19 protein-coding genes are annotated in these 24,768 nt (G+C 66.8%); 7 read left to right on the top strand and 12 right to left on the bottom strand.

What is annotated here, in order from left to right:
• Positions 1-228 precede the first annotated feature (228 nt).
• From BM244_RS06965 to BM244_RS06975, 4 genes are all read right to left on the bottom strand, one after another.
• Positions 229-1,101, bottom strand: coding sequence for an SGNH/GDSL hydrolase family protein (locus BM244_RS06965; RefSeq protein WP_093398279.1), 873 nt, complete (start codon positions 1,099-1,101; stop codon positions 229-231).
• Positions 1,102-1,540: 439 nt separating this feature from the next.
• Positions 1,541-2,032, bottom strand: a complete 492-nt coding sequence (locus BM244_RS22575) for a hypothetical protein (protein WP_139226876.1) — start codon at positions 2,030-2,032, stop codon at positions 1,541-1,543.
• 290 nt (positions 2,033-2,322) lie between these two features.
• Complete coding sequence (locus BM244_RS06970; RefSeq protein ID WP_254784394.1) at positions 2,323-3,483, bottom strand: MFS transporter; 1,161 nt, start codon at positions 3,481-3,483, stop codon at positions 2,323-2,325.
• Between the two features lie 95 nt (positions 3,484-3,578).
• Entirely contained in the window at positions 3,579-3,902 is a 324-nt protein-coding gene (locus BM244_RS06975; RefSeq protein ID WP_093398281.1) for an antibiotic biosynthesis monooxygenase, read from the bottom strand.
• Positions 3,903-4,083: 181 nt separating this feature from the next.
• Here BM244_RS06975 and BM244_RS06980 point away from each other — a divergent pair, with 181 nt between their 5' ends.
• Entirely contained in the window at positions 4,084-4,698 is a 615-nt protein-coding gene (locus BM244_RS06980) for a class I SAM-dependent methyltransferase (protein WP_093398282.1), read from the top strand.
• 22 nt (positions 4,699-4,720) lie between these two features.
• A complete protein-coding gene (locus BM244_RS06985; RefSeq protein ID WP_093398283.1) occupies positions 4,721-5,884 on the top strand; it encodes an NAD(P)/FAD-dependent oxidoreductase in 1,164 nt (387 codons plus the stop codon).
• A gap of 107 nt (positions 5,885-5,991) precedes the next feature.
• Here BM244_RS06985 and BM244_RS06990 read toward each other — a convergent pair whose 3' ends face one another.
• The 4 genes from BM244_RS06990 to BM244_RS07005 form a co-directional block, all read right to left on the bottom strand.
• On the bottom strand, positions 5,992-6,651 hold the full coding sequence (locus tag BM244_RS06990; protein WP_093398284.1) for an alpha/beta fold hydrolase: 660 nt from the start codon (positions 6,649-6,651) through the stop codon (positions 5,992-5,994).
• A 40-nt stretch (positions 6,652-6,691) separates the two neighbouring features.
• Entirely contained in the window at positions 6,692-7,993 is a 1,302-nt protein-coding gene (locus BM244_RS06995; protein ID WP_093398285.1) for a CitMHS family transporter, read from the bottom strand.
• 374 nt (positions 7,994-8,367) lie between these two features.
• Entirely contained in the window at positions 8,368-9,849 is a 1,482-nt protein-coding gene (locus BM244_RS07000; protein WP_093398286.1) for an OprO/OprP family phosphate-selective porin, read from the bottom strand.
• Positions 9,846-10,925, bottom strand: coding sequence for an ABC transporter substrate-binding protein (locus tag BM244_RS07005; RefSeq protein ID WP_093399005.1), 1,080 nt, complete (start codon positions 10,923-10,925; stop codon positions 9,846-9,848). Before BM244_RS07005 ends, BM244_RS07000 begins: the two co-directional genes overlap by 4 nt.
• Positions 10,926-11,016: 91 nt before the next feature.
• On the opposite strand from BM244_RS07005, the gene BM244_RS07010 reads away from it, so the two are divergent.
• The 3 genes from BM244_RS07010 to BM244_RS07020 all read left to right on the top strand — a co-directional run bounded on the left by BM244_RS07010 (position 11,017) and on the right by BM244_RS07020 (position 14,288).
• Positions 11,017-11,682 (top strand): response regulator transcription factor, encoded by a 666-nt coding sequence (locus tag BM244_RS07010; protein WP_175518119.1) that lies wholly within the window; start codon positions 11,017-11,019, stop codon positions 11,680-11,682.
• Entirely contained in the window at positions 11,672-13,066 is a 1,395-nt protein-coding gene (locus BM244_RS07015; protein ID WP_093398287.1) for a sensor histidine kinase, read from the top strand. Before BM244_RS07010 ends, BM244_RS07015 begins: the two co-directional genes overlap by 11 nt.
• 127 nt (positions 13,067-13,193) lie before the next feature.
• Positions 13,194-14,288, top strand: a complete 1,095-nt coding sequence (locus BM244_RS07020) for an SMP-30/gluconolactonase/LRE family protein (RefSeq protein ID WP_093398288.1) — start codon at positions 13,194-13,196, stop codon at positions 14,286-14,288.
• 45 nt (positions 14,289-14,333) lie between these two features.
• Here the strand turns inward: BM244_RS07020 and BM244_RS07025 are convergent, their stop codons facing one another.
• The 3 genes from BM244_RS07025 to BM244_RS07035 all read right to left on the bottom strand — a co-directional run bounded on the left by BM244_RS07025 (position 14,334) and on the right by BM244_RS07035 (position 19,664).
• Complete coding sequence (locus BM244_RS07025; RefSeq protein WP_093398289.1) at positions 14,334-17,390, bottom strand: TonB-dependent receptor plug domain-containing protein; 3,057 nt, start codon at positions 17,388-17,390, stop codon at positions 14,334-14,336.
• A 176-nt stretch (positions 17,391-17,566) separates the two neighbouring features.
• Positions 17,567-18,343 (bottom strand): FadR/GntR family transcriptional regulator, encoded by a 777-nt coding sequence (locus BM244_RS07030; RefSeq protein WP_217649102.1) that lies wholly within the window; start codon positions 18,341-18,343, stop codon positions 17,567-17,569.
• Entirely contained in the window at positions 18,333-19,664 is a 1,332-nt protein-coding gene (locus BM244_RS07035; RefSeq protein ID WP_093399008.1) for a GntP family permease, read from the bottom strand. Before BM244_RS07035 ends, BM244_RS07030 begins: the two co-directional genes overlap by 11 nt.
• 293 nt (positions 19,665-19,957) lie before the next feature.
• On the opposite strand from BM244_RS07035, the gene BM244_RS07040 reads away from it, so the two are divergent.
• Positions 19,958-20,221 carry a helix-turn-helix domain-containing protein gene (locus tag BM244_RS07040; protein WP_254784331.1) on the top strand — a complete coding sequence of 88 codons (264 nt, stop codon included), beginning with the start codon at positions 19,958-19,960 and terminating at the stop codon, positions 20,219-20,221.
• A 232-nt stretch (positions 20,222-20,453) separates the two neighbouring features.
• On the top strand, positions 20,454-23,468 hold the full coding sequence (locus tag BM244_RS07045; RefSeq protein WP_093398290.1) for a glycosyl hydrolase family 28-related protein: 3,015 nt from the start codon (positions 20,454-20,456) through the stop codon (positions 23,466-23,468).
• A gap of 7 nt (positions 23,469-23,475) precedes the next feature.
• On the opposite strand, the gene BM244_RS07050 is transcribed toward BM244_RS07045, so the two are convergent.
• Complete coding sequence (locus tag BM244_RS07050) at positions 23,476-24,735, bottom strand: SGNH/GDSL hydrolase family protein (RefSeq protein WP_093399010.1); 1,260 nt, start codon at positions 24,733-24,735, stop codon at positions 23,476-23,478.
• Positions 24,736-24,768 lie beyond the last annotated feature (33 nt).

The following is a 24,768-nucleotide window of genomic DNA, read 5'->3' on the forward strand; positions in this document are numbered from 1 at the left end:
CCACCACCGGCGTCTCTCCCTCGCCCAACCGCGGGAAGGAGAGACGTCGCTCGGGTCTTGGCGATTGGGAGGAAAGGTGAGGTGGCCTTGTTAGATTGGCCAATCTCCATGAGCCGCTGGCCCCGAGACAGCGTCCGATGCGAAGGAAGGCGAACGGTCCGCTTTGGCGATGCCGGATCAGCTAGCCGACATGCGCGACGCGGCGGCCTTTCCCAAAACGACGCTGTTTCAGGAATGGCCGGGTCTGGGGGCAAGGTGCTGCATCAGCGCCTCGGCGATAGCGATCATGCCGTTTTCGTTGGGATGATAGGGTACGAAGCCCGGTGCGGACGTATCGGTCGGGAAACCCGTCATCCATGGATCGCGGCTGCACGCGTCGTGGTGGGCGGATATCGCTGATGCCTCGATTACGTCGGATTTAGTTTCTACTGCAACGCGTGCGGTGAGCCGGGCAAGCCGCTGCGCGACCGCGGTGATGGCCCGAGCGCTGTCCGGGCTCATGGAAGCGTTGGCACACGCCCCCCTGGCGGGAAGGACCGAGAGGTTATCCACGAAGACCAGTCGCGCAGCAGGCGAGCGCCGATGAACTTCGGCGGCGATGCGTCGCATACCGGCGTCGACCTTGCTCCAGGCATCGGCCCCTGCTGGGGGAATGGGGCATTTGAAACCGCGCGCTGCGACGGGCACCGGGGCCGACGTGCAGGAGGCGGACCATAGCATCCCAAAATATCCGACATCATTGCCGCCGATCGTTACCGTCACCAGCCTGGTGTCGGTCGTCAGCGCTTCGATCTGGGATGGGAGTTCTTTCCATGGGCCAAGCACATGTTCGGTCGTGGCGCCACTGCAACTCACATCGATAAGCTGCAAATTCAGCTTCCTCGCCAGGATATGCGCATAGTTGTCGTTTGATCGCGCGCACCGGTTCTTTGGCTGATCTGCCGACGTCGTGATGCCGGGCCCGGCGGCGTAGGAACTCCCCATCGCGACATACACGGAGGCGGGCGCGATCGCCGTGACGTGGGTTAGACGTGGCGTCGAGCAGGCGGCGACGCTCAAACAGACGAGAATGCAGCCGAAACGCGATTTCAAATCGACCAAGTTCACAGTCCTTCGATGCCGCGTAGCCGGCGGCTGCCGCAACGGCCTACCAACGGTACGGCATTTTTGAAGGCAGAATTTTCGTATGACCGAGGTGCGGTACTGGTCGCGCTGACCGAATGACTGTTTCCGTGCTCCCGGACCGCAAACCTGAGCGGCCGTCTATGGGCGCAAGTTGGATGGTCGGAATGGGAAGGAAAGCGGACCGTCCGCTTACGGGAACGCCGATGTCGATAGCCGATTTAGCGCGATACCGCCTTCTACTACGACGATCGGAAAACGAGAAGATATCGTGCCGATACTGTTCTTCCCTTTACCGACTCAGCGAGCCAAGAATCAAGCAGGCCTGCAATTGCAAACGGACAGTGGCGAGCACTACGCATCTGCACACCATAGTGTTCGATGGCTTAGCGGCAATCGAGTTGGCAGCAAAAAGCGATTAGCGAACGTCAACGTCTATGAGTACGCGTCGTACGCGTCCTTCGGACGTCGCGCTTTGCAAAACGATTTTGTCATGTCCATGAAATCCTGCATCGGATGTATAAAAAGCCTGAACGCCATCGACTTTATGTGTGTCGCAGATCACGCGGGGGTTCGGCGCAATAAAGTTGGGATAAACTTTTTCGGTTGAGATGTCGGCATGCCCGTGATGAGGTGGGGTTACGATCTGCGCCGTGACCGTACCCGCCGATGAACAATCTGGATTGGTCAGTGTAGCGAACCATATCCTGATCTTCTCACCGGATATGGCAGCACGTGACGCATGGATGTCCGAATAACCCTTGCCACTACCCTCATCTACGCGTCGTACGAGGTAGGTCTGTCCGCCGGCTGCGGGCGGCGTTAAACATGAAAACGCAACAAGTAACACGGTAAGATTTTTGATCCTGACTTGCTTTACCAAGCTATCCCAACTTGTATGGCCGACCATGTCCGTTGCCTTCAGTATGAAAACTTGTCAAAATCACCCCATTATTTATGTTGAAGTTCGCTTACAGTTTGCTGACAGCCCTCGCTCCTGACAAAAGATTCTTTGATTTTTGTATCCGAAACTCGCTGAGTCCGAACGGTGATGTGAGAACGGATGTCCGCTTTTGAGCGCGCGTGATGCCCATCGGAACGTCCACGCCTGGGCGTTCCGGCTACAGGCAGGTTGTGGGGTTTCAGACTGATGACGCTATCGAACCCGAGCGTTCCGCCTCGATCTGCGCCTGACCCACTCTAACCTTCCTTTGCATCCTTCAGCGCTACCCAGGCATAGGCGATCATCACCACGCACGCCGCCCCCGCGACCGAGCCTTGCGCGTTTGCGCCGACAGCTAGCGACGAGCCTGCGGTGAACCCCGGTCGCGTGAAGCCGAAGCCGAGGCTCGCCAGCGCATAGGCCGTGGCGATCGTATAGAGCGAGGTTGCGATCCCGGTCAGCGCGGTGCCGACGGCAGCCAGCACGAGCCCGGTCAGCACGAGCTGTCGCGGAGTCATGTTGAGGCGCGGGATGATGCCCCATTGCGCGAGCAGCGCGGCGCCGGCGCCCATCATCAGGACGATGCCGGTCGGCTCCAGCGCGAGTGCGGGGGCGAGGTGGAGTCGGTCGATCACGAGGAAGCCGATCGCCTGCCCGGTCATGGCCTGCGCATGCCCCATCACCAGCCTGGCGATCATCCAGGCGCGGATGCGGGGATCGGTGTAGCCGACATGCTCGACATGCGATCCGGTCGCGGCGGCGACCGAGGCGCCGGTCGGCGCGCCGCCGATCGAGGGGTAGGCCGAACTCGCACCGTGCGTCTCGTGCGGCGCGACGATCTTGTCGTCGGGCAGCATCCGCCGCACCGTGATCCAGACCGCCACGCCGAACACCGCGAACAGGAAGGCCGGGCCCGCGAGCCCGATCTCGACTCCGCCGATCGAGCCGAGGATCAGGTACGGCGCGATCGCCGGCCCCAATATCGTACCGAGCCCGAATGCCGAGGCGAGCAATGTCAGTGCCTTGGTCCGCTCCTCCCGAGTCGTCTCGCCGGCAACGAGCGCCTGCACCGCCGGCGGTGCGGCCGCGCCGAACGTCCCGTAGATCAGCCGCCCGCCGATGAAGCACAGGAACGCGGTCGTGCCGCCGATCCACGCGTTGATCCCGGCCAGCAGGAACACGCCGCACAAGGCCAGCGACACGCTGAACCCGCCGACGCCGAGCAGGATCATCGCACGCCGGCCATGCCGATCCGACCGATTCGCCCAGAACGGTGCGGCGATCACCCACAGCAACGCCGACACCGAAAACGCCGCCGCGACCGCACTGTCGGCGACCCCGAGCGACCGCCCGAGCGCCGGCAGCACGGATTGCAGCGCGGTATTGCCCGCGGCGATCGTCAGCATCACGAGGAACATCAGCGCGAAGCGGCGGTCGACCTTCGGGCCTTCGGTCGCCCCGCCGATCCCCCCGCCGACCCCTCCGCCGATCCCCGGGCCGATCCCCGGGCTGATCATGGCCGTACCCAGTCGTAAGAGCGCTCGATACGCGCGACGGACACCGAATAGCTTTCGTACCAGAGCGCTCGCCCGCGCTCGCGAATCGCGGCGTGCTCGGGCTGGTTGCGCCACGCGATCGCCGCGGCGTCGTCCGCCCAATAGCTCACGGTGACCCCCATGCCGCCCGCCTCGCGCGCGCTGTCGACGCCGCGATAGCCTGGCTGCGCGGCGGCAAGCGCGTCCATCGCCGCGGCGGCTTCGGCGTAACCGACCATGTCCGCATCGTTACGGAACGACACGAAAACGACGGCGACCTGTCCTGTTCGATCATTCTGCATGGCGAATGCTTAGGCGAAGCCGGATGCTTGGCAAAGTCGTCGGAACCACTTGGCGGAACACGACTTCCGCGTCGGTTCGTCGCCACATGCAACCCGCAGCCCTTGAAACGCGTTCGGAATTCGTGCGACGGGAGGGGTAAAGCCCCGCCACCGCGCGGGACCCCTGATCGTAAGGAACACGATGCCCAGTTCGACCACCGCCACCCGGCGTGCACGCAGCCGACCCGCCGGCGTGCCGTCCCCGTGGCAGATGTTCTTTTCAGGGTTCCTGAAACATCCGGTCATGGTCGGTTCGATCGTGCCGTCGTCCGACAAGCTGATCCGCAAGATGCTCGGTCCGGTCGACTGGGCGAACTGCAAGCTGTTCGTCGAATACGGCCCGGGCGTCGGCACCTTCTGTCGCCCGATCCTCGACCGCATGGCGCCCGACGCCAAGCTCGTGGTGATCGATACCAATCCCGAATTCATCCAGTATCTCCGCCACACGATCACCGATCCGCGCTTCTTCGCGGTGCTGGGGTCGGCGGACGAGGTCGAGAAGATCGTCGCCGATCACGGCTTCGAAAAGGCGGATTACGTGTTGTCCGGCCTGCCGTTCTCCACCCTGCCGGCCGGCGTCGGTCCGGCGATCGCGGCGGCGACGCATGCGGTGTTGCGGACCGGCGGCGCGTTCCTGGTCTATCAGTTCTCGCCCAAGGTGAAGGACTTCCTGACCCCGCATTTCCAGTCGATCGATCACGACATGGAGTGGTGGAACGTCCCGCCGGCGCAGCTTTACTGGGCATGGAAGGACTAGCATCTCCGAACAGGCCGCATCGGTGAGCGATACGGGGCGTCGGCGTGCCCACGCCGATGTCCTGATCGTCGGTGCGGGCCATGCCGGTGCCCAGGCCGCGATCGTCCTGCGCCAGCGCGGCTTTGCCGGCACGATCACGCTGCTCGGCGACGAAGCCTCGCCGCCCTATGAACGTCCGCCCCTGTCGAAAGACTATCTGGCGGGCGACAAGGCATTCGAGCGGATCCTGTTGCGCCCCGCGGGCTTCTGGGCGGAACGCGATATCGTCCTGATGCTTGGCCACGCGGTGGTTCGTGTCGATGCAGAATCCCACTGCGTTGTCACCGCCGACGGCACCGAGATCGGCTATGGTACTTTGGTCTGGGCGACCGGCGGTGCGCCGCGACGTCTCGCCTGCCACGGGCACGACCTGGCCGGCGTCCACGGCGTCCGTACCCGCGCCGACGTCGACCGCATGATCGCCGAGCTGCCCGCCGTACGGCGCGTGGTGGTGATCGGCGGCGGGTACATCGGGCTGGAAGCCGCCGCGGTACTCGCCAAGCTCGGCAAGCACGTCACGGTGCTGGAGGCGCAGGACCGCGTGCTCGCACGGGTCGCCGGCGAACCCCTGTCACGGTTCTACGAGGCCGAACACCGCGCACACGGCGTCGACTTGCGAACCGGCGTCGCAGTGTCCTGCATAGAGGAACGCGACGGGGCGGCGTGTGGCGTCCGTCTCGACGACGGCGCCATCCTGCCATGCGAAATGGTCATCGTCGGCATCGGCATCGTGCCCGCCATCGCCCCATTGATCGAGGCAGGCGCGACAGGCGCTATGGGCGGCGTGCTGGTCGACGCGCAGTGCCGCACGACAGTGCCCGACATATTCGCGATCGGCGACTGCGCGGCGCATGCGAACGCGTTCGCCGATGGCCGGGTCATCCGCCTGGAATCGGTGCAGAACGCCAACGACCAGGCGATGATCGTCGGCAAGGCGCTGACCGGCGCGCCCGAAGCTTACGAGGCGGTGCCGTGGTTCTGGTCGAACCAATACGACCTGAAGCTCCAGACCGTGGGACTGTCCGCCGGGTATGACGACCTCGTCGTCCGCGGCGATCCGGCCGAGCGCAGCTTCTCGGTGGTCTACCTCGAGGCTGGTCGCGTGATCGCGCTCGATTGCGTGAACCGGGTACGCGATTACGTCTAGGGCCGCCTGCTCGTCACGGGACGGCTACGGATCGATCCGCAGCTGTTGCGCGACACCACGATCGACCTGAAAGCACTCGCCGCCACCGCACTATGAGACCGGCCGGGTCAGCCGGTCTTGAGCCACTGACGCAGCAGCGCGGTGACTTCGCCGGGACGCTCCATCGGCGCGAGATGACCGCAGGAGCGCAGCATGTGAAACCGCGAGCCCTCGATCCGCGCACTCAGTGCGCGCGCGTCGTCGGGCGTGCAGATCAGGTCGCGATCGCCCACGGCTATAAGCGTCGGGACGTGGATCGCGGCGATCGCCTCGCTGATGTCGGGCCGTGCGAGCAGCGCGCGTTGCTGGCGTTCGAAGACGGTCTGGCCGACGCGTTCCGCCATCGCCTGTGCGGGCCCGGCGACGATCGCGGTCAGACGCGGGTCGGCGTGCGGCGCGGTCGCGAGCAGGCCCTGGCCAACGACGGTGCGCGGTCGCACCTCCATCGACGCGCGCGTACCGAACAATGCGATCCGCTCGATACGGTCGGGGGCTTGCCGCACCATCTCCATCGCGACGTAGCCGCCGAGGCTGACGCCCGCGACCGCGAACCGCGGCGGTGCGCTGGCGAGCACGCGCGCGGCCATTTCGGACAGCGTGTCGTCCTGCGACAGGTCGCCGAACTCGACCTGTGCGACGGCGGCGAGGTCGACGATCTGCCGGGCCCAGAGTTGCCCGTCGCAGCCCATCGCGGGGAGCAGCATCAACGGTGTACGCGGTCGGACCATGCGAAATCTCCGGTAGCGGCGGGTTGCGGGGATGCTCACCTCAGGCGACGAACGGGAAGGCGAGCGCAATCATGCCGACGATCGTCATCACGACGCAGACGGCGATCGCGGGCACGAGCGTGAAGCGCTGGTGATCGGCGAGGTCGATCCCGACCAAGCTGACCAGCAGGTAGGTCGACGGCACCAGCGGGCTGAGCAGGTGGACCGGCTGGCCCATCAGCGACGCGCGGGCGATCGCCTCGGGTGCGACGCCGTAATGCGCGCCGGCCTCGGCGAGGATCGGCAGCATTCCGAAATAGAACGCGTCGTTCGAGATGAAGAAGGTGAACGGCATGCTCAGCACCGCGGTGATCGGCGCCATGTACGGCCCGAGCGCGGGCGGAATCACGCCGACCACCGCCTTGCTCATCGCCTCGACCATGCCGGTGCCACCGAGAATGCCGGTAAAGATACCCGCCGCGAAGATCAGCGACACCACTGCGAGCACGTTGCCGGCATGCGCGGAGATGCGCTCCTTCTGGTCGGCGACGCCGGGATAGTTGACGATCATCGCGATCGCGAACGCCAGCATCATCAGCACCGACAGCGGGAGAATACCCCATACCAGCAACGTCAGCAGCGTGATGACAAGCGCGGCGTTGAACCAGATCAGCTTGGGACGGCGTGCCTCGGGATATTGCGAGACGGCCATGCCGGTGAACTCGGTGTCCGCGGTGATCCCCGCTTCACCCATCCGAACGCGCTCCTTGCGGCCGAAATACACGGCGAGACCGATCAGGAACGCGAGCCCTGCGATCATGCCGGGGATCAGCGGCAGGAACAGCGTCGCGGGATCAAGCTTCAGCGCACTCGCCGCGCGCGCCGTCGGGCCGCCCCACGGCGTCAGGTTCATGATCCCGCTCGTCGTCATCAACAGGCAGACGAGGTACAACCGGTTCATGTTGAAGCGCTTGTAGAGCGGCAGCAGCGCGGCGATCGTGATGATGTAGGTGGTCGAGCCGTCGCCATCGAGGCTGACGAGTGCGCACAGCACGACCGATCCGATCAGGATTCGCATCGGATCGCCGTGGACCATCCGGATCAGCCGTCCGACCAGCGGATCGAAGAGCCCGGTGTCGGTCATCGTCGAGAAGAACAGGATCGCGAACAGCAGCATGACGCCGGTCGGCGCGAGGTTCTTGATGCCGTCGATCATCATCGGGCCGAGACCCGCGGCCTCACCCGCGAACACGCCGAAAATCGACGGAATCACGATGAGCGCGACCAGCGGCGTCATCTTCTTGGTCATGATCAACGTCATGAACGTGGCGACCATCAGGAAGCCGAGCAGGGCAAGGTTCATCGCATCGTCCTAGGAAAGGGCGTGAATAGGGGGGTGGGGGTCGTCGGTGCCGAAACCCAATCCGATCGATGGTCGGTTCGAGTCGACGGGCTCGCTATGTCTTCCGTCATGCCGGGCTCGTTCCGGCATCCATGGTGCCGCATAATCGGGAGATCTTGGTTTGCGGAGCGGTGCACCGCCGAACCAGACGATGCGTATGCCCCCGACGTAAGGGTAGCTTGTTTCCCCGCGAAGGGGGGACCCAGTCTGGGCTCCCGCCTTCGCGGGAGAACAAGGAAGTGCGGGCTGTCGTTCGAATGCGGCCGCACACGTAACTTCACGGGACAATCGCCGAACCAGTCCGGGGTGACGGAGTGCTTTTGGACGCGTCAGCATCAGAACGTAACCCCGACGCGGGCGCTGACGGTCTGCCCACTGTCGTTGCCGACATAGTCACCGGCGCGGTTGTCGGTGTTCCACTGGATCGCGTTCACCTGGAAGCGGGTGAAGGAGTTGAGGTACCAGTTGACGCCTACCGTCGCCGCCCAGCCGTCGCCGCCGGTCAGCAGATTGTCGAAATCGAGGCTTTCGTAGCGCGCGGTCAGCTCGATCGCGCCGACCCCGCCGTCGAACGTGGGCTTCAGCACCTTGGGCTGGCCGAAGCTGCCGAGCCGCGGGTTGTACGGCGGCAGGTCGCCGGTCAGGAACAGCCCGCCCGAGACGCTCCACGCCTTGCTGACGAAATCGGGACGACCGCCGTCGAGCCGCGCGTTGCGGCGGCCCGCTTCGCCCATCACCCACAACGGCCCGCGATAGCCGCCAAGCTCGACGCCGTAGCCGGTCGTGCCGGTGCCGCCGATCAGCGGCCCGGTCGACACGCGCAGCGCGCCGTTGAAGCGGCCGCCGATCACCGTGTTGCGGGTCAGCGTGCCGGCGACCGAGGAGAGCGACTCGTCGAAGCCCCACGCGCCGATGTGGAGCACGCCGGTATCGGACTTGATCGGGTTCCAATGCGCGCGGCCGAGCACCGTGCGGCTGTCGCCGACGGTCTGCGTGCCGTCGATCCGGTCGCCGGTGATCGTCACCGAGGCATGGCCGGTCTTCCAGAAGATGCGCGGCATCACGCCGATGCCGTAAAAGCCGCGCTGCGGGATGATCGCGGTGGCGACCGTGGTGCGCTCCAGGAACGGCGTCGAATCCGAGCCGGTCGAGCCTTCGAAGCCGCGATCGTTGAACAGGTGACCGGCGCGGACGTCGTAGTCGAGGCCCGGCTTGATCTTGTTGCGCCAGCCGACGAACGCGGTGACGACGTCGACCTCGTTCTCGGAAAAATCGCTCTCGAACTGGTAGAAGAAATGCGTGCCGACACCGCCCTCGAGGCCGAGGCGGAGTGCGCGCATGCCGGTCGTCGTGATGTTGCGGCCATCGTATTTCGAGCCGAAGCTGGAGCTGACGTCGGTCAGGATACGGCCGCGCGGCTTGAACGTGTAGACCCCGTCCGCCGAGTGGAAGACGGGCAGCCCGGCGCCCCATTCGGTGGTCACGCCCGACGGATTGTCGCGTGCGGCGACCGCCTGCGCGACGCTGCGGTCGGCGGGGCCCGGAGGCGCGAGCTGCGGCGCGAACGGTACCGTGCGGCGCGGTTCGGTGTTCTGCGCGACTGCCTGCGGTGCCGGCTGCAATGGCGCTGCGGGCGCGGACGCCTGCGCGACGGCAGCGTTGTTCTCCAGCCGGTCGAGACGCGACTTCAGTGCGGCGATCTCGGCGGCCTGCGCACGCACCAGTGCGGCGAGGTCGGCATCGCTCGGAGCCTGGGCCAGCGCGGGCGTCGCGGCGATCAGCGCGAGTGCAGCGCACCCGGTACGGAAGAGAGTCATTGTTGGGCTCCGGTGGCGAGAATCGCGGTCCAGTCGCGCAGGAAACGCTGGCGCTTGACGCGGTCGAGGTTGACGAGAAGTTGTGGCCCCACGCGGATCGGTCGCGCCTGTGCGGGGGGAAGACGGCGGGCGGCAACGTCGGTGCGGACCGGCCACAGGCTGCGTTTCGCGAGCAGCGACTGGCCCTCGCGCGACAGCAGGAAATCGAGGAACAGCTTCGCCGCCGCGGGGTGCGCGGCCTCGCGCGCGATGAACGCGATCCGCGAGGTGACGATCGTATAGTCCTGGAGGAACGCGACGCCGATGCGGGGATCGGTCCGCGCGCGCTCCAGCGCGTAGGAGCCGATGACGTTGTACGCGATCGCCTGCCGCCCCTCGGCGACGCCGCGCAGCATCGGCTCGCTGGTGCGCGACAGCACGGGCCTGGTCGCCGCGATCGCCTCCAGCAGCGACCGCGTATCGCGCGTGATCGCGAGGTCTTCCGAGAGATACAGATAGCCGACGTTGGAGCGCGCCGGATCGAACGTCGTGACGCGCCCGTTGAGCGCGCGGACGTTCTTGCGCAGCCAGTTCTCCAGCGCGGCATGCGTGCGCGGCACCTGTCCGGCGGGCACGAGGCGCTTGTTATAGACGATCCCGATCGGCTCCGCGGTGACGCCGAAGCCCATGTTCTTCCACACCGACACGGGCGGCAGCGCGGGCTTTTCGGGGCTCGCATAGCCTTGGGCGAAGCCGTCGTTGATCAGCTTGACCTGAAGGTCCATCGCCGACGACCAGACGAGGTCGGCGGACATTTTCTTCGCGCGCGTCTCGGTGACGAAGCGTCGATACATCTCGGTCGAGCCGATGTCCGCATACAGCACGGTGATCCCCGGATACCGCTTCCGAAATGCAGCGACGACCGGCAGCAATTCGGCGCGGTCCGCATTGCCGTAGATCCGCACCTGACGCTCGGCGCGCGCGTCGGAGATCAGCTGGTCGTAGGAGCGCGGATAGTTGGCCGGACGCTGCGCCACGACGGCGGTCGCGGTGAAACTCGTAGCCAGCAGTGCGATCTTCACTAAAATTCGGGCCATCATCACTCTCCTCGCCTTCCGTCTCTGTGTTCGGATAGACTGCACCCGTGGAGTACGAAGCGAACCTGTCACCAACCTTTCATGGTTTTGCATGCGCATCCTGCTGATCGAGGACGACGCGGCCCTCGCGCGCAGCATCGCGGCGTTGCTGCGCGCGGGCGGCAACGCGGTCGATCACGTCGCGACCGGCGAGGACGCGCTGTCGGTGGTCGCCGGCGAGCCGTACGCGCTGGTGATCCTCGACGTCGGGCTGCCCGGTATCGACGGCTTCTCGGTGCTCGAAACGCTGCGTCGTCGCGGCGAGCGCGTGCCGGTGTTGATGCTGACCGCACGCGATGCGCTCGACGATCGGGTGCGCGGGCTCGATCTGGGCGCTGACGATTATCTCCGGAAGCCGTTCGATCCCGAAGAGCTGGAGGCGCGCGTTCGGGCGCTGGGGCGGCGGCGCGGGGGCGACCCGCTGCCGGTGCTCAGCGTCGGTACGCTGACGATCAACCGCTCGACCGGCGACGCGGACATAGCCGGCCGTGCGCTCGACCTGCGTAGGCGTGAGCGCGCGGTGCTGGAGGCGTTGGCGACGCGCGCTGGCCGCGTTGTCCCCCGCGCGTTGCTGATCGGCGAGGTGTTCGGGTTCGACGAGCCGGTCGGGGACAACGCGATAGAGGTCCACGTCACCCGCCTGAGGACCAAGCTCGCGCCCGACGGCCCCGGCATCCGCACGGTTCGTGGCGTCGGCTATCTGCTCGATGCCAGCTGAAACACGTACCCCAGCACTGCGCACCCGCCTGCTGGTCGCGGTGCTTGGCCCGTTGCTGGCGGCGGCGATCCTGATCGGCGTGGTCGGTGCGACGCTGATCGCCGACGTCGTCCGCCGCACCAACGATCGCGTGCTCGGCGGTGCGCTGGGCGCGATCGCCGAAACCGTGCAGGTCGAACGCGGCGAGGTGACGCTCGACCTGCCCTCCGCCGCGTTCGGGATGCTGGAGAACACCGAACGCGACAACGTCTATTACCGCGTAGCCGTCGGCCCGGACCTGCTCACCGGCTACGCGGACTTGCCAGCGCCCGATCCCGCGACACTCGCGATCGACGTCCCCCGCTATCGGTTCGCGCGTTATCGCGGCCAGCAGATCCGCATCGCCGAAGTCCGCCGCTCGCTCCCCCGGATCGACAAGCCCGTCATCGTTCAGATCGCCGAGACACTCGACAACCGTGGTGCGCTCACCCGCCGGCTCATGCTCGCGCTGCTGATCGGCGAATGCGTGCTGGTCGGTGCCGCCGCACTGCTGCTCCGCCCAGCGTTAGGCTGGAGCCTCCGCCCGCTCGCCCGCCTGCGCGGTGCCGTCGAAGCGCGCGACGAACGCGCCCGTCCCGATTTCTCGCCGCTCGATACCGGCCCGCTGCCGAGCGAACTCCGCCCGCTCGCCGGTGCGTTCGATCGTCTGCTGGGGCAGCTCGACACCGCCACCGTCGGCGTCCGCCGCTTCACCGCCGACGCATCGCACCAGATGCGCACGCCGCTTTCCGTCCTGAAGGTCCAGGTCGCACTCGCCCGCCGCGGCTCGGACGCCGAACGGCGCGATGCGCTCGACGAGATCGCCGATGCGGTCGTCCGCCTCGAACGGCTCGTGACGCAATTGCTCGCCCTGGCCCGCGCCGAGGAAGCCGGCGTCTCCGCACCGCTCGAGGCGGTCGATCTCCGCGAAGTCGCCGCTGCGGTCATCACCCGCCAGATCAACCGCGCGATCGAGGCGGGGATCGACCTGACGCTGGAAGGCGAGGAGACCGCCGGCCCGGTCGTGCCGGGTCACCGCACGCTGATCTTCGAAATTCTCTCCAACCTCGTCGACAACGGCATCCGCTACAACCGGCGCGGCGGCACCGTCTCGATCATGCTCGCGGCGACCGAGGCGGCGACGACGGTCACGATCGCCGACGACGGCCCCGGCATCGCGCCCGAACACCGCGAAATGGTGTTCGACCGGTTCGTCCGGTTGGAAACGCCCGGTAGTTCCGAGGGTAGTGGCCTGGGTCTTGCGATCGTGAGATCGGCGGCGGCTCGGCTCGATGCGACGGTTGCGTTCGCCGATGCGCCCAACGGCACGACGGTCATCATTCGATTTGCACGTCCGACAGCATAGGCCCGCGCCACCGCCTCTTCGTCGTCTCGACCGGCCTCGTGCCGCGCGTGCCAAGTCGAGAGTTGCGGTGCGGCCGAAAACAGCGCCAAACAAATGCCCGTCCGTTCGATCCAAAAGGAGTTTCCGCATGCCTGACGTGCCACCAGTGTTTGATGGGACGCTGGATTGGGCATTCCGGCCCGATCGTCGTGGCGTCCTGATCGGAGCCGTCGCGCTGGTCGCGACATCGGCGCACGCGGGAAGGCCGGGCGCGGCCGCTGCACCTGCCGCCGCCGCTGCGCCTGCCGCCGCCGAACCGCGCATCGAGCGGATGTCGGCGAAGTTCGACCGGATGGTCGCCCCCGGCACGCAGGTCGAGACGATCGCGACGGGCATACGCTGGGCGGAGGGACCGGTATGGGTCGAGGCTGGCCAGTATCTGCTGTTCTCCGATCCGCCCGCGAACATCGTGCGGCGATGGCGCAAGGGCGGTGTCGCGGCGCCGTTCCTCGATCCGTCGGGTGCGGGCGGGACCGATCCGAAGCTCATCCGGGAGCCGGGTGCGAACGGACTGACGCTCGATCGAACGGGCCAGCTGCTGATTGCCAACAGTGGCGGTCGGTCGATCGATCGCGTGGATCTGGCAACGCGGCGGCGCGAGACGGTGGTCGACCGCTATCAGGGAAAGCGGTTCAACAGCCCGAACGACATGCATGTCGCACGGGACGGTACGCTGTATTTTACCGATCCGCCGTACGGCCTGACCGAAGGCGATACCTCGCCACTGCAGGAACTGGCGGTGAACGGCGTCTATCGGCTTCGGCCGGATGGCGTGGTCGAACTGCTGGAGGGGAGCCTCACGCGACCGAACGGGATCGCGCTGTCGCCTGACGAAACGCGGCTCTACGTGTCGGTATCGGACGAAACCGCACCGCGGATCATGGTCTACGATCTCGATGCCAACGGCGTGCGCAATGCCCGGGTGCTGCTCGATGCCGAGGCGATGAAGGCGCGGGGCGGGGCGGGGTTGCCCGACGGCATGAAGGTCGCGCGCGACGGGACCCTGGTATGCTCGGTCCCGGGCGGCATGATGTTCATGACACCCGATGCGGAGCCGCTCGCGTTGGTCACGACCGGCGCGCCGATCGCCAACTGCGCGTTCGGCGAGCGGGGGCGGGCGTTGTACATGACCGCGAACGACCGGGTCCTGCGCCTGCCGCTACGCGCGGGATGGCAGAGCTGAGGGACGGCTCGTCCCCGGCAGGAACCGCTACCGGGAACGACGCTTTCAGAACCGGGCGCGGACGCCGATCCGGTAGAAGCGCCCCAGCGTGTCGTACAGCGCCGGGTTCACGTCGAGCCCGGTGTTGGTCTGCGGCGACGGCTCCGGATCGCGGTCGAACAGATTGTCGACCTTGAAGAACATGCTGACCTGCTTGGTCACGTTCACCGCGCCGCCGACATCGAAGTAGAACGCGCCCTTCATCGTGTTGTTGTCGATCGTCGGGTTGTTGCTGGTCGAGACGGGGCAGTTGCCCGCGGAGCACACGACATACTGGTTCCCGTACACGCCGTCGCTGAACCAGCGCTGCTGCAAAGTGAGGCTGAACGCGTCATTGTCGTAGCTCTCGGTGACGAGCCATTTCCAGTTCGGCGTCGCGCCGGTGTTCGCGCCCGCGGTATCCACCGGGATCGTGCCGGGCAGGCCCGGGTCGGTGACGTACTTGATCACGTGCGTGGCCAGCCCGCGGACGCTGAGGTTGCCCTCGATCCCGAGCGGCTTGCGCCACTGATAGCTCGCCTCGATGTCGAACCCGTCGGTCTTGATCGACGCCAGGTTGAACGACTGGACGTTGACGTATTTGGAATTGCTGTCGAGGTCGAACGCGCCGCAGGTATCGGGGATCTTGTCGACCAGGCAAAGGTTGACGACCTGCTGTGCAGACAGGCTCGAAATGACGTCCTTCAGCGTGATCTTGTAATAATCGAACGACAGGCTGAGGCCGGGCAGCCATTTCGGCCGCGCATAGACGATGCCGAGTTCGGTGTTGCGCGCGATCTCGGGCCTGAGCGCAGCGTTGCCGATCGTGTTCTGGATGATCAGCACCTGGCGACCGTTGGGGTTCTCGGTGGTCTTGCGCGGATCGGTGAAGTTCGGGACGGTGGTGGTCACCGGTGCCGCGAACAGCTCGGACAGGTTGGGCGCGCGAACGTCGCGCGAGGTCACGGCGCGGAAGCGGAGCCCGTCGAGTGGCGTATCCCAGGTGCCACCGACCTTCCAGGCATAGACGACACCCGACGTCGAGTAGCGCGTCGCCCGGCCCGCGGCGTTCACGTTCGCCCGACCCAGCGTGTCGGAGTTGAGGATCGGCAGGTTCAGCTCCAGGAAGCTTTCCAGGACGTTGTACTTGCCCGTGCCGTTCTTGTAGTTGCCGGCATACCAGTTGCTGCCGTCGGTGGCGTTCAGGCTTGAATCCGCGGGGTACAGCTCGGAATTGGGGCTGATCTCCGATACCCCCGCGCCGTAGGGATCGGCGTTCACGCGGTAGAATTCGCGGCGGTATTCGATGCCCGCTGCAACCGCGAGCGGCCCTGCCCACAAATTGATCGGCTCGCCCGAGATGCTGCCGGCGAAGGCGTCCTGCGTCTGCTTGGTATGCTGGAACGGCCCCGCGGCGGGCGTGACATAGGCGAGCGCGGCGGCCGACGGCGTCGCGCCGCCGAAGATGTTGATCGGCTGGCACCCGGCGGCGCGCGCCGCGGCGTCGGCGCAGACGATCTGGCCGTTCACGCGGACCGCGTTGACCGCCTGGTCGTAGCGCCCCTTCAGGCTGATGTTGTCGACATGGATGTCGGTGATGTTGGTGCCGTGCTCGTACGACGCGTCGTAGGTCCAGTTGGTGCCGAGCACCTCGGCCTTGCCCTTCAGCCCGCCGACGAAGCGATATTGCCGGCGGTCGGTGTTGACCTGGATGTTCGGCAGGATCGCGTTGCTCAGCCCGTATTGGAAGCTGGTGATGCCGTTCGCCGCGCATGCCGCGGAGATCGACGCGGGCAGATACGGGTTCGCGCACTGCACGGTCAGCCCGGTCTTGGCGGAGCCGGGATTAGGCTGGTTGTGCGACTTCACCTGCGCGACGTTGGCGGTCATGTAGACCTCCATGTCGGGCGCGACGTCGTAGCTGATGCGGGTATAGCCGTTGAGGCGCTGGATCGCGGATTGCAGCGACGTGCCCGATCCGACATGCCCCGACTGGTCGCCGCCGACGCAGAAGCCGACATAGCAGCCGGTGACGTTGCCGCCCTTGTCCTTCGCCGGCACGCCGTTCGATCCGTACTGGAACTGGAAGGGCTGGCCGTTGGCGTCGAACGCGGTCCCCTGGAGTGGACCTGCGCTGATCAGGCCGTATTTGGTATATTGATACGCCTGGCCGTGATCGCGGACCAGATATTGCGGCGACCCGTTGCTCGTGATGCCGGTATTGACCAGCGTCGTCGCGCGGTACCAGTCGCGGCCGCCGGCCAGGTCTTCGCCGAAATTGCCCGGCCCGACGCCCTGTTCCTTGGCATATTCGCCGCTGACGATGACGTGCAGCTTGTCATTGGCGAAGCTCTTGCCGACCGCTGCCTGGAACAGCACCTGGCCGTCGTCGCCATAGGTCGTCACGCCGCTCTGCACGTTCGCCTTGAACCCGGTGAACTTGGTGTCGGTGATGAAGTTGATCACGCCGCCGACCGCGTCCGAGCCGTAGGAGGCGGACGCGCCGCCGGTAACGATGTCGACGCGCTTTATCAGCAATTGCGGGAACTGGCTGATGTCGGTCACGCCGGTAACGTTAGCACCGACGACGCGCTGGCCATCGAGCAAGGTCAGCGTCCGGATCGTGCCGAGGCCGCGCAGCGAGAACGAGCTCAGCCCCTGCGATCCGCTCGACGTGCTGAACGTGCCCGTGGTGGCCCCGGTCGAGCCCTGCAGCGACGGCAATTGCACCACCGTCGCGAAGATGTTGGGTTGCGCGTTCTTGAGGATCTGCTCCTCGCCGATCACGGTCGTCGGCGTCGGCGCGTTGAAGCCGCTCGACGTGATGCGCGTGCCGGTGACGACGATGTCGTTCGCGGTGGTCGCGGCAGGTGCGGCACGGTCGTCGGTCGGCAACGTGGTCGGCGGCGCTGGAGTGGCGACCTGCGCCTCCGTCGCGACGGGCGCGTCCGTAGCGGCAGTATCCGGGGCGATCGTCTGGCCGACCGCCGGCACGCACAACAGCGCCGTTGCCAGTGCGGCAAGGCTGGTAGCGTTAACAAATGAAGCTACGACAAATCGCCGATCGCGCGTGGCCTTGTGCATCCGTCCATCCCCTAGTTGCACGTGGCGCGCGCCGAATCCGGCTAGGCGACGTGTCGTTCCCCCATCTCCTTACGATATCCGGTGTCCGGGAACATCTACGACCATGGTCGCAGGCCCGACGTTGCCTATGCTGCCCGGTTGCTGGCCCTCGCCAACGACTTGCTCGGACGATGCGCTTATCGCCGCAAGCGCACCTGACATCGCGAAATCGCGACATCGCGACATCGCCCTAAGGGCATCAGCCGCTTGCGCCCCTGCGACAAATGCCAGCGCATCGCCAGCGCCGCGCCGTCCGCGTCCTGTGCGCGGATCGCCTCGACGATCGCGTCATGCTCGTCCATCATCGCCTTGATCACATCGGGCGCGCGCGATCGCGAAATGTCCACGCCCGCCCGCAGGATCCGCATCACCGCGTCGCGGAGGTGATCGAACACCGGCAAGAAGGCCGCGTTGGCGGTCGCCTCGGCGATCGCGCGGTGCAGCATCCAGTCCTCGTCATGCGCCGGCGCATTCGACAGCAACGCCGTCCGCAACGCCTCCAGCGCTCGCTCGATCGCGTCCATCTGGTGATGCGAGCGGCGCTGCGCCGCCAAGCGCGCCGCTTCGGCTTCCAGCACGAAGCGCACTTCGTACGTGCCGAGCGTCGCCGCGATGTCGGCCATCGGCATATGCGATCCGAGCCGATCCGACGGGCGCCGTTTGACATAGGATCCAGCGCCCCGCCGCGCCTGCGTGATCCCGTCCGACGCGAGCCGCGCCAGCGCCTCGCGGACGATCGTACGGGACATGCCGAACATCGCCGCCAGCTTGTCCTCCGCGGGAAGACGGTCGCCGACCGCGAGCTGCTCGTCGAGGATGATCTCGACGATCCCGGTATAGGCGCGGTCCGCCAGTCGTACGCCGCCGTTCACGACGGGCTTCTCGCGGGCGTCTTCGGCATCGTCAGACGACATGGCTCAGCGCCATCACCAGGGCGAGGCCGACCACCGAGATCGACGTTTCCAGCATCGACCACGTCCGGAACGTGTCCGCGGTGCTGGTGCCGACATAGCTTTTTACCAGCCAGAACCCCGGATCGTTGACGTGGCTGAAGAATACCGATCCCGCGCCGATCGCGAGCACGACCAGTTCCGGTGACACGCCCGAACTCGCGACGACCCCCGGCATGATCCCGACCGCGGTGATCGTCGCGACCGTCGCCGATCCGGCGGCGAGGCGGATGCCGACCGCGACCAGCCAGCCGAGCAACAGCGGCGAGATCGAATACATCAGCACCGTGCGCGCCAGCAGATCGGACAGGCCGGCGGTCACCAGCACCTGCTTCAACGCACCGCCCGCGCCGATCGCGAGCAGGATCGCACCCGCCGCCCCCATCGTCTCGTGCCACACCGCGTTCTGGATCGCGGCATCGCGCAGCCGCCGGCCGAACAGCAGTGGCAGCGCGATCAGGTTGGTCAGCAACAGCGCGACCACCGGATTGCTCGCGGCGACCAGCCAGGCCGCGCCTTTCATCCCCGCGATCATCTGGCCCAGCTCGCCGGTCGCGATCATCAGCACCGGCAGCAGCACGATCAGCAGCGAGAGGATGCGCGGCGGCGGGACGATGCCCAGTCCCGGATCGTGCAGCACCGGTGCCTCCAGCCGCACGCCGCGCGTCGTGAACTTCGCGAGCAGCGGCCCGGAGATGATTGCGGTCGGGATTGCGATGGCGATGCCGTACAGCATCGTCTTGCCGAGATTGGCGCCCAACGCCTCGACCGCGAGCAATGGTCCGGGATGCGGCGGCACCAGCGCATGGACCACGCCGAGCCCGGCCAGCGCCGGCATGATGAGCCTGAGCTTGGCGGCGTCACGCGCGGCCCCGTCCTTGCCGGCCATCTCCTCGGCCGCCGCGACGACGATCGGCAGCAGCAGGACCAGCCCGGTCTCGAAGAACAACGGCAGCCCGACGACGATCGCGATGCCCAGCGTCGCCCAGGGCGCAGCCTGTACGCCCGTCATCCGCAGCGCACCCTTGGCGAGCGACGCCGCGGCGCCCGACAGATGCAGCATCGCGCCCAGCGACAGGCCGAGCGCGACGACCAGCCCGGTGCCGCCGATGATGTCGCCGACGCCCTTCTGCACCGCCTTTGCCACGTCGGGCAGCGGCAGGCCGGCGAGCAGGCCGACGGTGAACGCACCGCATAACAGGCCGATAAAGGGATGGAGCCGACCGCGGACGATCATCAGCACCGCAAGCAGGATCCCGGTCAGCGCGGCGATCACCAGCCGCATGTCGGGGCCGATCACGGGCAGGTCGCCAGCGGTCGCGCGCGCTCGTCCGGTGCTCGTGCCATCACGCCCCTCCTGTCGATCGGCGGCGCCTTCGCCTGCCGGAATGTCGCAATATCTGTACGACAGGTCTTTTCGGTCTGACAACAGAAAAGGCTTGATTGCGTACAATCCTGCGGCCCATACTCGAAACCTGTCCAACCGAATCCGTATAAGCGGATCGCTGGATCAACGGCACAGACCAGGTTGCGATGCCGAACCATCGCGATATCGGCGGAAGCTCAGGGAGGATGACCATGGAACGGACCGGCCACGATATCGGGCAATCCGCGGCGGCAAAAGCGGCGGCGACACCGAAGCTGGCGACCTGCGCAGCGTTGACGCCGACCCAGATCAGGGTGCTCCGTGGCGTCCATTCCGGCCTTCTCAACAAACAGATCGCATTCGACCTCGGCATCGCGGAGGCCACGGTGAAGGTCCACATGACCGCCCTGATGCGCAAGCTGAACGTCCGCAACCGCACCCAGGCAGCGATCGTCGCACAGACGCTCGCGATCTAACGCCCCCCTCTTGATCCTCCCCCGCCAGGGGGAGGTGGCGCCGTAGGCGACGGAGGGGGAGGACACGGAACATCGGTTTCCCTTTTCCTCCCCCCTCCGTCTGGCAAGCGCCAGCCACCTCCCCCTTGCGGGGGGAGGGTCAGAAGGCCCGCTCGAAAATACGACCTTCGTCGCAGATGAAGCGCACCCCTACGAACGGTAGGACTGCTGTCCTGATAACGGGAGACGGACGATGGTTGCGAAATGGCTGCTCTGCGGAACGGCGCTCCTGATCGCCGCGCCGGCGCTCGCGAAACCCGCCCCCGCCAAGTCCGTCTCGGTCTATCTCACCCAGCCCGACGATCCGCGTGCGATCACCGTCAAGGGCGTCGGCGACGGTCGCGCCGACGACAGCGGCGCGCTCCAGCAGGCGATCGACGCGGCCGCCGCGGGCGGCAATGGCGGAATCGTGTTCCTTCCCTCCGGCCGCTACCGGATCAGCCGCACGATCTTCGTCCGCTCCGCCGTCCGCATATTCGGCATCGGCCCGACTCGTCCGGAGATCGTGCTCGGCGACAACAGCGCGGGCTACGCGTCGGGCGTGGCGGCGATGGTCAGCTTCACCGGCGAGGACCAGTACCGCGTCGGCAAGGCGCCGGTGCCGCCGCGCACCAGCGTGCCCTTCGACCCCGCGATCTTCGACGCGACCTCCAGCACCTTCTATTCCGCGCTGTCGAACGTCGATTTCCGGATCGGCGACGGCAATGCCGGCGCGGTCGCGGTCCGCTTCCGCGTCGCGCAGCACGGCTATCTGCGCCACGTCGATTTCCACATCGGCTCGGGCCTCGCCGGCGTCTACCAGGCGGGCAACGAGTTCGAGGATTTGCGCTTCTTCGGCGGTCGCTACGGCATCATGTCGGAAAAGACCTCGCCCGCGTGGCAGTTCACGCTGATCGACTCCGAATTCCAGGGCCAGCGCGACGCCGCGATTCGCGAGCATGAGGTCGACCTGACGCTCGTCAACGTCGCGATCCGCGACACCCCGGTCGGGATCGAGATCGACCGCGGCTATTCCGATTCGCTCTGGGGCAAGGACGTCCGGTTCGAGAACGTGTCGCAGGCGGGCGTGATCGTGTCGGCGGAGAACAGCGTCTTCACGCAGATCGGCTTCGACAATGCGGTGGCGTCGAACACGCCGACCTTCGCCCGCTTCCGCGACAGCGGGAAGACCGTGGCGGGCACGGGTCCAAGCTACCGCGTCACCGACTTCTCCTACGGGCTGAAGCTGGCGGGCCTCGGCGCGATCGGCGAGTATGCGACCGACGTGACGATGGCCCCGCTATCGCGCTTGCCGACACGCCGTACGCCGGCGATCCGCGCGATGCCGCCGGTCCGCGACTGGGCGAACGTCCACGATCTCGGCGTGAAGGGCGACGACACCACCGACGACACCGCCGCGTTGCAGCGCGCGATCGATACGCACCGCGTGCTGTATCTCCCGGTCGGCCGCTACCGCGTCACCGACACTATCAAGCTGCGCCCCGACAGCGTCCTGATTGCGCTGCATCCGAGCCTCACGCATCTCTACCTGCCCGACGAGACGCCCGCCTATATGGGCGTTGGCGGTCCGAAGGCGCTGCTCGAAAGCGCGAAGGGCGGCAACGCGATCGTCTCGGGGCTCGGTCTGTGGACCGGCGGCGTGAACCCGCGTGCGACCGCGCTTCTGTGGAAGGCTGGCGAGGCGTCGATGGTCAACGACGTCAAGATCCAGGGCGGCGGCGGCACCGTGTTGACCAAGGGCAGCCCGATCGGCTTCGGCGATCCCCGCGCGCGCTTCGACGGGCAGCACCCCAGCATCTGGGTGACCGACGGCGGCGGCGGCACCTTCGCGGCGATCTGGTCGCCGAACACGCTGGCCTCGGCCGGCTTCAAAGTCTCGGACACCAAGACCCCCGGCCACGTCTACGAACTGTCGGCGGAGCATCATTACCGCACGGAGATCGTCCTCGACAACGTCGAGAACTGGGAGTTCCTAGCGCCGCAGACCGAGCAGGAGGTGCGCGACGGCGTCGATGCCATCTCGACGGAGATCCGCAACTCGCGCAACATCCTGTTCGCCAACTACCATGGCTACCGCGTGACGCGCACGATCAAGCCGATGGATGCGGCGGTAAAGCTCTACAACTCCGGCGATATTCGTTTCCGCAACGTCCATGTGAACGGCGAAAGCGGTTTTGCGAGCTGCGACACTAAGGGCTGCGGCACCTATCTGCGCGCGAGCAAGTTCCCGTTCGAGAACGCGATCAAGGACATGACCCGCCAGCAGGAGGTGCGCGAGCGCGAGTTCGCCAAACTGGACGTGCCGGCCGCTCCCGCAACCGCGGCCACTCAGCCGGCGATCCCGGTGACGCCGGGCGTCGAGAAACTCGCCGAGGGCTTCTATTCGATTGCGGGCGGCGCGGTCGATGCGAAGGGGAAGCTGTACTTCATCGATCGGCAATTCCAGCGGATTCACGGTTGGACCAAGGCCGAGGGGCTGTCGATCGTCGCGGAGGCGCCGCTCGACGCGGTGAACCTCGCGGTCGATCGCTCGGGCGGCCTGCTCGTTCAGTCGTCGGCGGGGCGCGACGGCACCGTCTACAGCATCGATCCGGCGCGGCCCGACGACGTCAAGGTGATCGCGCCGACCCCGGCCAGCCCGCACCGCGGCGCCGCGACGCTGCTGCCCGTCAACGTCTGGGCGAATGGCGAGTTCGCCGACCGGATCGACCCGGCGACCTACACCTATCCGACGATGGCGGACTTCTTCACCACCAAGATGGGCGAGGCCAAGCCGCAGGAATACGTCTCGCCCGACGGATCGCTCGTCCTCCCGGCGTTCCGCGTCTGGAACCAGGGGCCCGACGATCACCGCGGCTGGCGCTGGTCCGACACGCTCGACAGCTACGGACTCGTCGGCGGTCGTCCCGGCGAGCGGATCGTCCTGACCAACGCGTCGGAGAACCGGACCTATAGCGGCCTCGTCGGCGACCAGGGCCGGCTCACCGACCTCAAGATCGTCGCCGATCGTGGCGGCGAGAGCGTCGCGCGCGATGCCACGGGCAACCTTTACGTCGCCAACGGGCAGGTCTTCGTCTACGCCGCCGACGGCACGCTATCGCGTCGCATCGACGTCCCCGAGCGCCCGCTGCAGCTCCTGATCGGCGGCGCGGATCGCCGCACGCTGTTCATCCTCACGCACCACGCGCTGTACGCGACCGGGATCTAGAACCCCGCTATCGAAAGAGGGCGAGCGGCACGAGTCCGCCCATCGCGCGATACCCGGCTTCCGACGGGTGCAGGTGATCGCCCGAATCATAGGCGGGGGACAGCCGGTCGGGATGTGCCGGATCGCGCATCGACCGGTCGAAATCGATCACCGCGTCGAACAGGCCGGACGTGCGGATGAACGCGTTCACCGCCTGGCGATCGGCCTCGTTGGCGGCATCGGGATGGTAATAGGTGTTGCCCCCGAACGGCATGACCGTGCCGCCGATCACCGTGATGCCGTGAGCATGCGCCCGCGCGACCAGTTGCGCGAAGCCGACCTTGAGCTGTGCGACCAGCGCGGCATGTTGTGCGGGCGTGGCAGGCGCGTCGCGGGTCAGGACGCCGAGATCGTTGACCCCCTCCAGCACGATCGCCCAGCGCACGCCGCTGCGCGCGATCACGTCGCGATCGAAGCGCGCGAGCAGATTGGGGCCGAGGCCATCGAGCAGGACGCGATTCCCGCCGATCCCCGCGTTGACGACGCCGATCGCGCGGGTTGCCGCGGTTCCACGCAGCCGCTCGGCCAGCACGTCGGGCCAGCGGGCATTGTGTTCGGGCTTCACGCCATAGCCGTCGGTGATCGAATCGCCGATCGCTACGACCGTACCCGCAGCCGGCGCCCGGGCGACCTCGACATCCGCGAGCGCATACCAGTGCGTCGTCGGTGTCGCACCCGCCAGCGTCTCGTCCGTCACCGCGTTGCCGGCCAGCGTGAAACTCGTCGCCCTGGAGCCGGGGTGGCCGGTCTGCGGGCCGGCGGCCTCCGGCAAATACAGGCTGATCGCGAGATCGGCACCGGCCGCGACGTGGAACGGTACAGGGTCGCTGTAGATTTCCGCGCCGGCGAGGATCACGGCATCGCCTTGCCCCGAAAATGTCAGCCGGGCGCCGCCTTCGGTCCGCGGCGTACCGGGGACGACCGGCCGGGCGAGCTGTGCGCCACCGATCGCGAGCGGGCGCGTGCCGAACGCGTTGGAGAGCCTGATCCGCACCCGTTCGCCCGCGGCCGATACCCGCACGATCTGGCGCAGCGTGATGGCACCCGCCCGGTCGGCGGGAAGCGCATTGTCGCCCTCGGCGATCATCTGCGACGATCCCCAGGTCGCGATCCAATGCGTGTCCCGTGCCGACGCCGCCCCCCGTGCCGACGCTGACGCCGGCTCCCGCGCGTCTGCGCCCGTCACGATCAAAGCACTCAACACCAGCGCCAACGGCCACCGTCTCATCATCGCGTCCTCGTCCTCTTCGCTAGTGTCAGC

It is taken from the genome of Sphingomonas sp. OK281, from assembly GCF_900115295.1.
In the GTDB taxonomy this organism is placed as follows: domain Bacteria; phylum Pseudomonadota; class Alphaproteobacteria; order Sphingomonadales; family Sphingomonadaceae; genus Sphingomonas.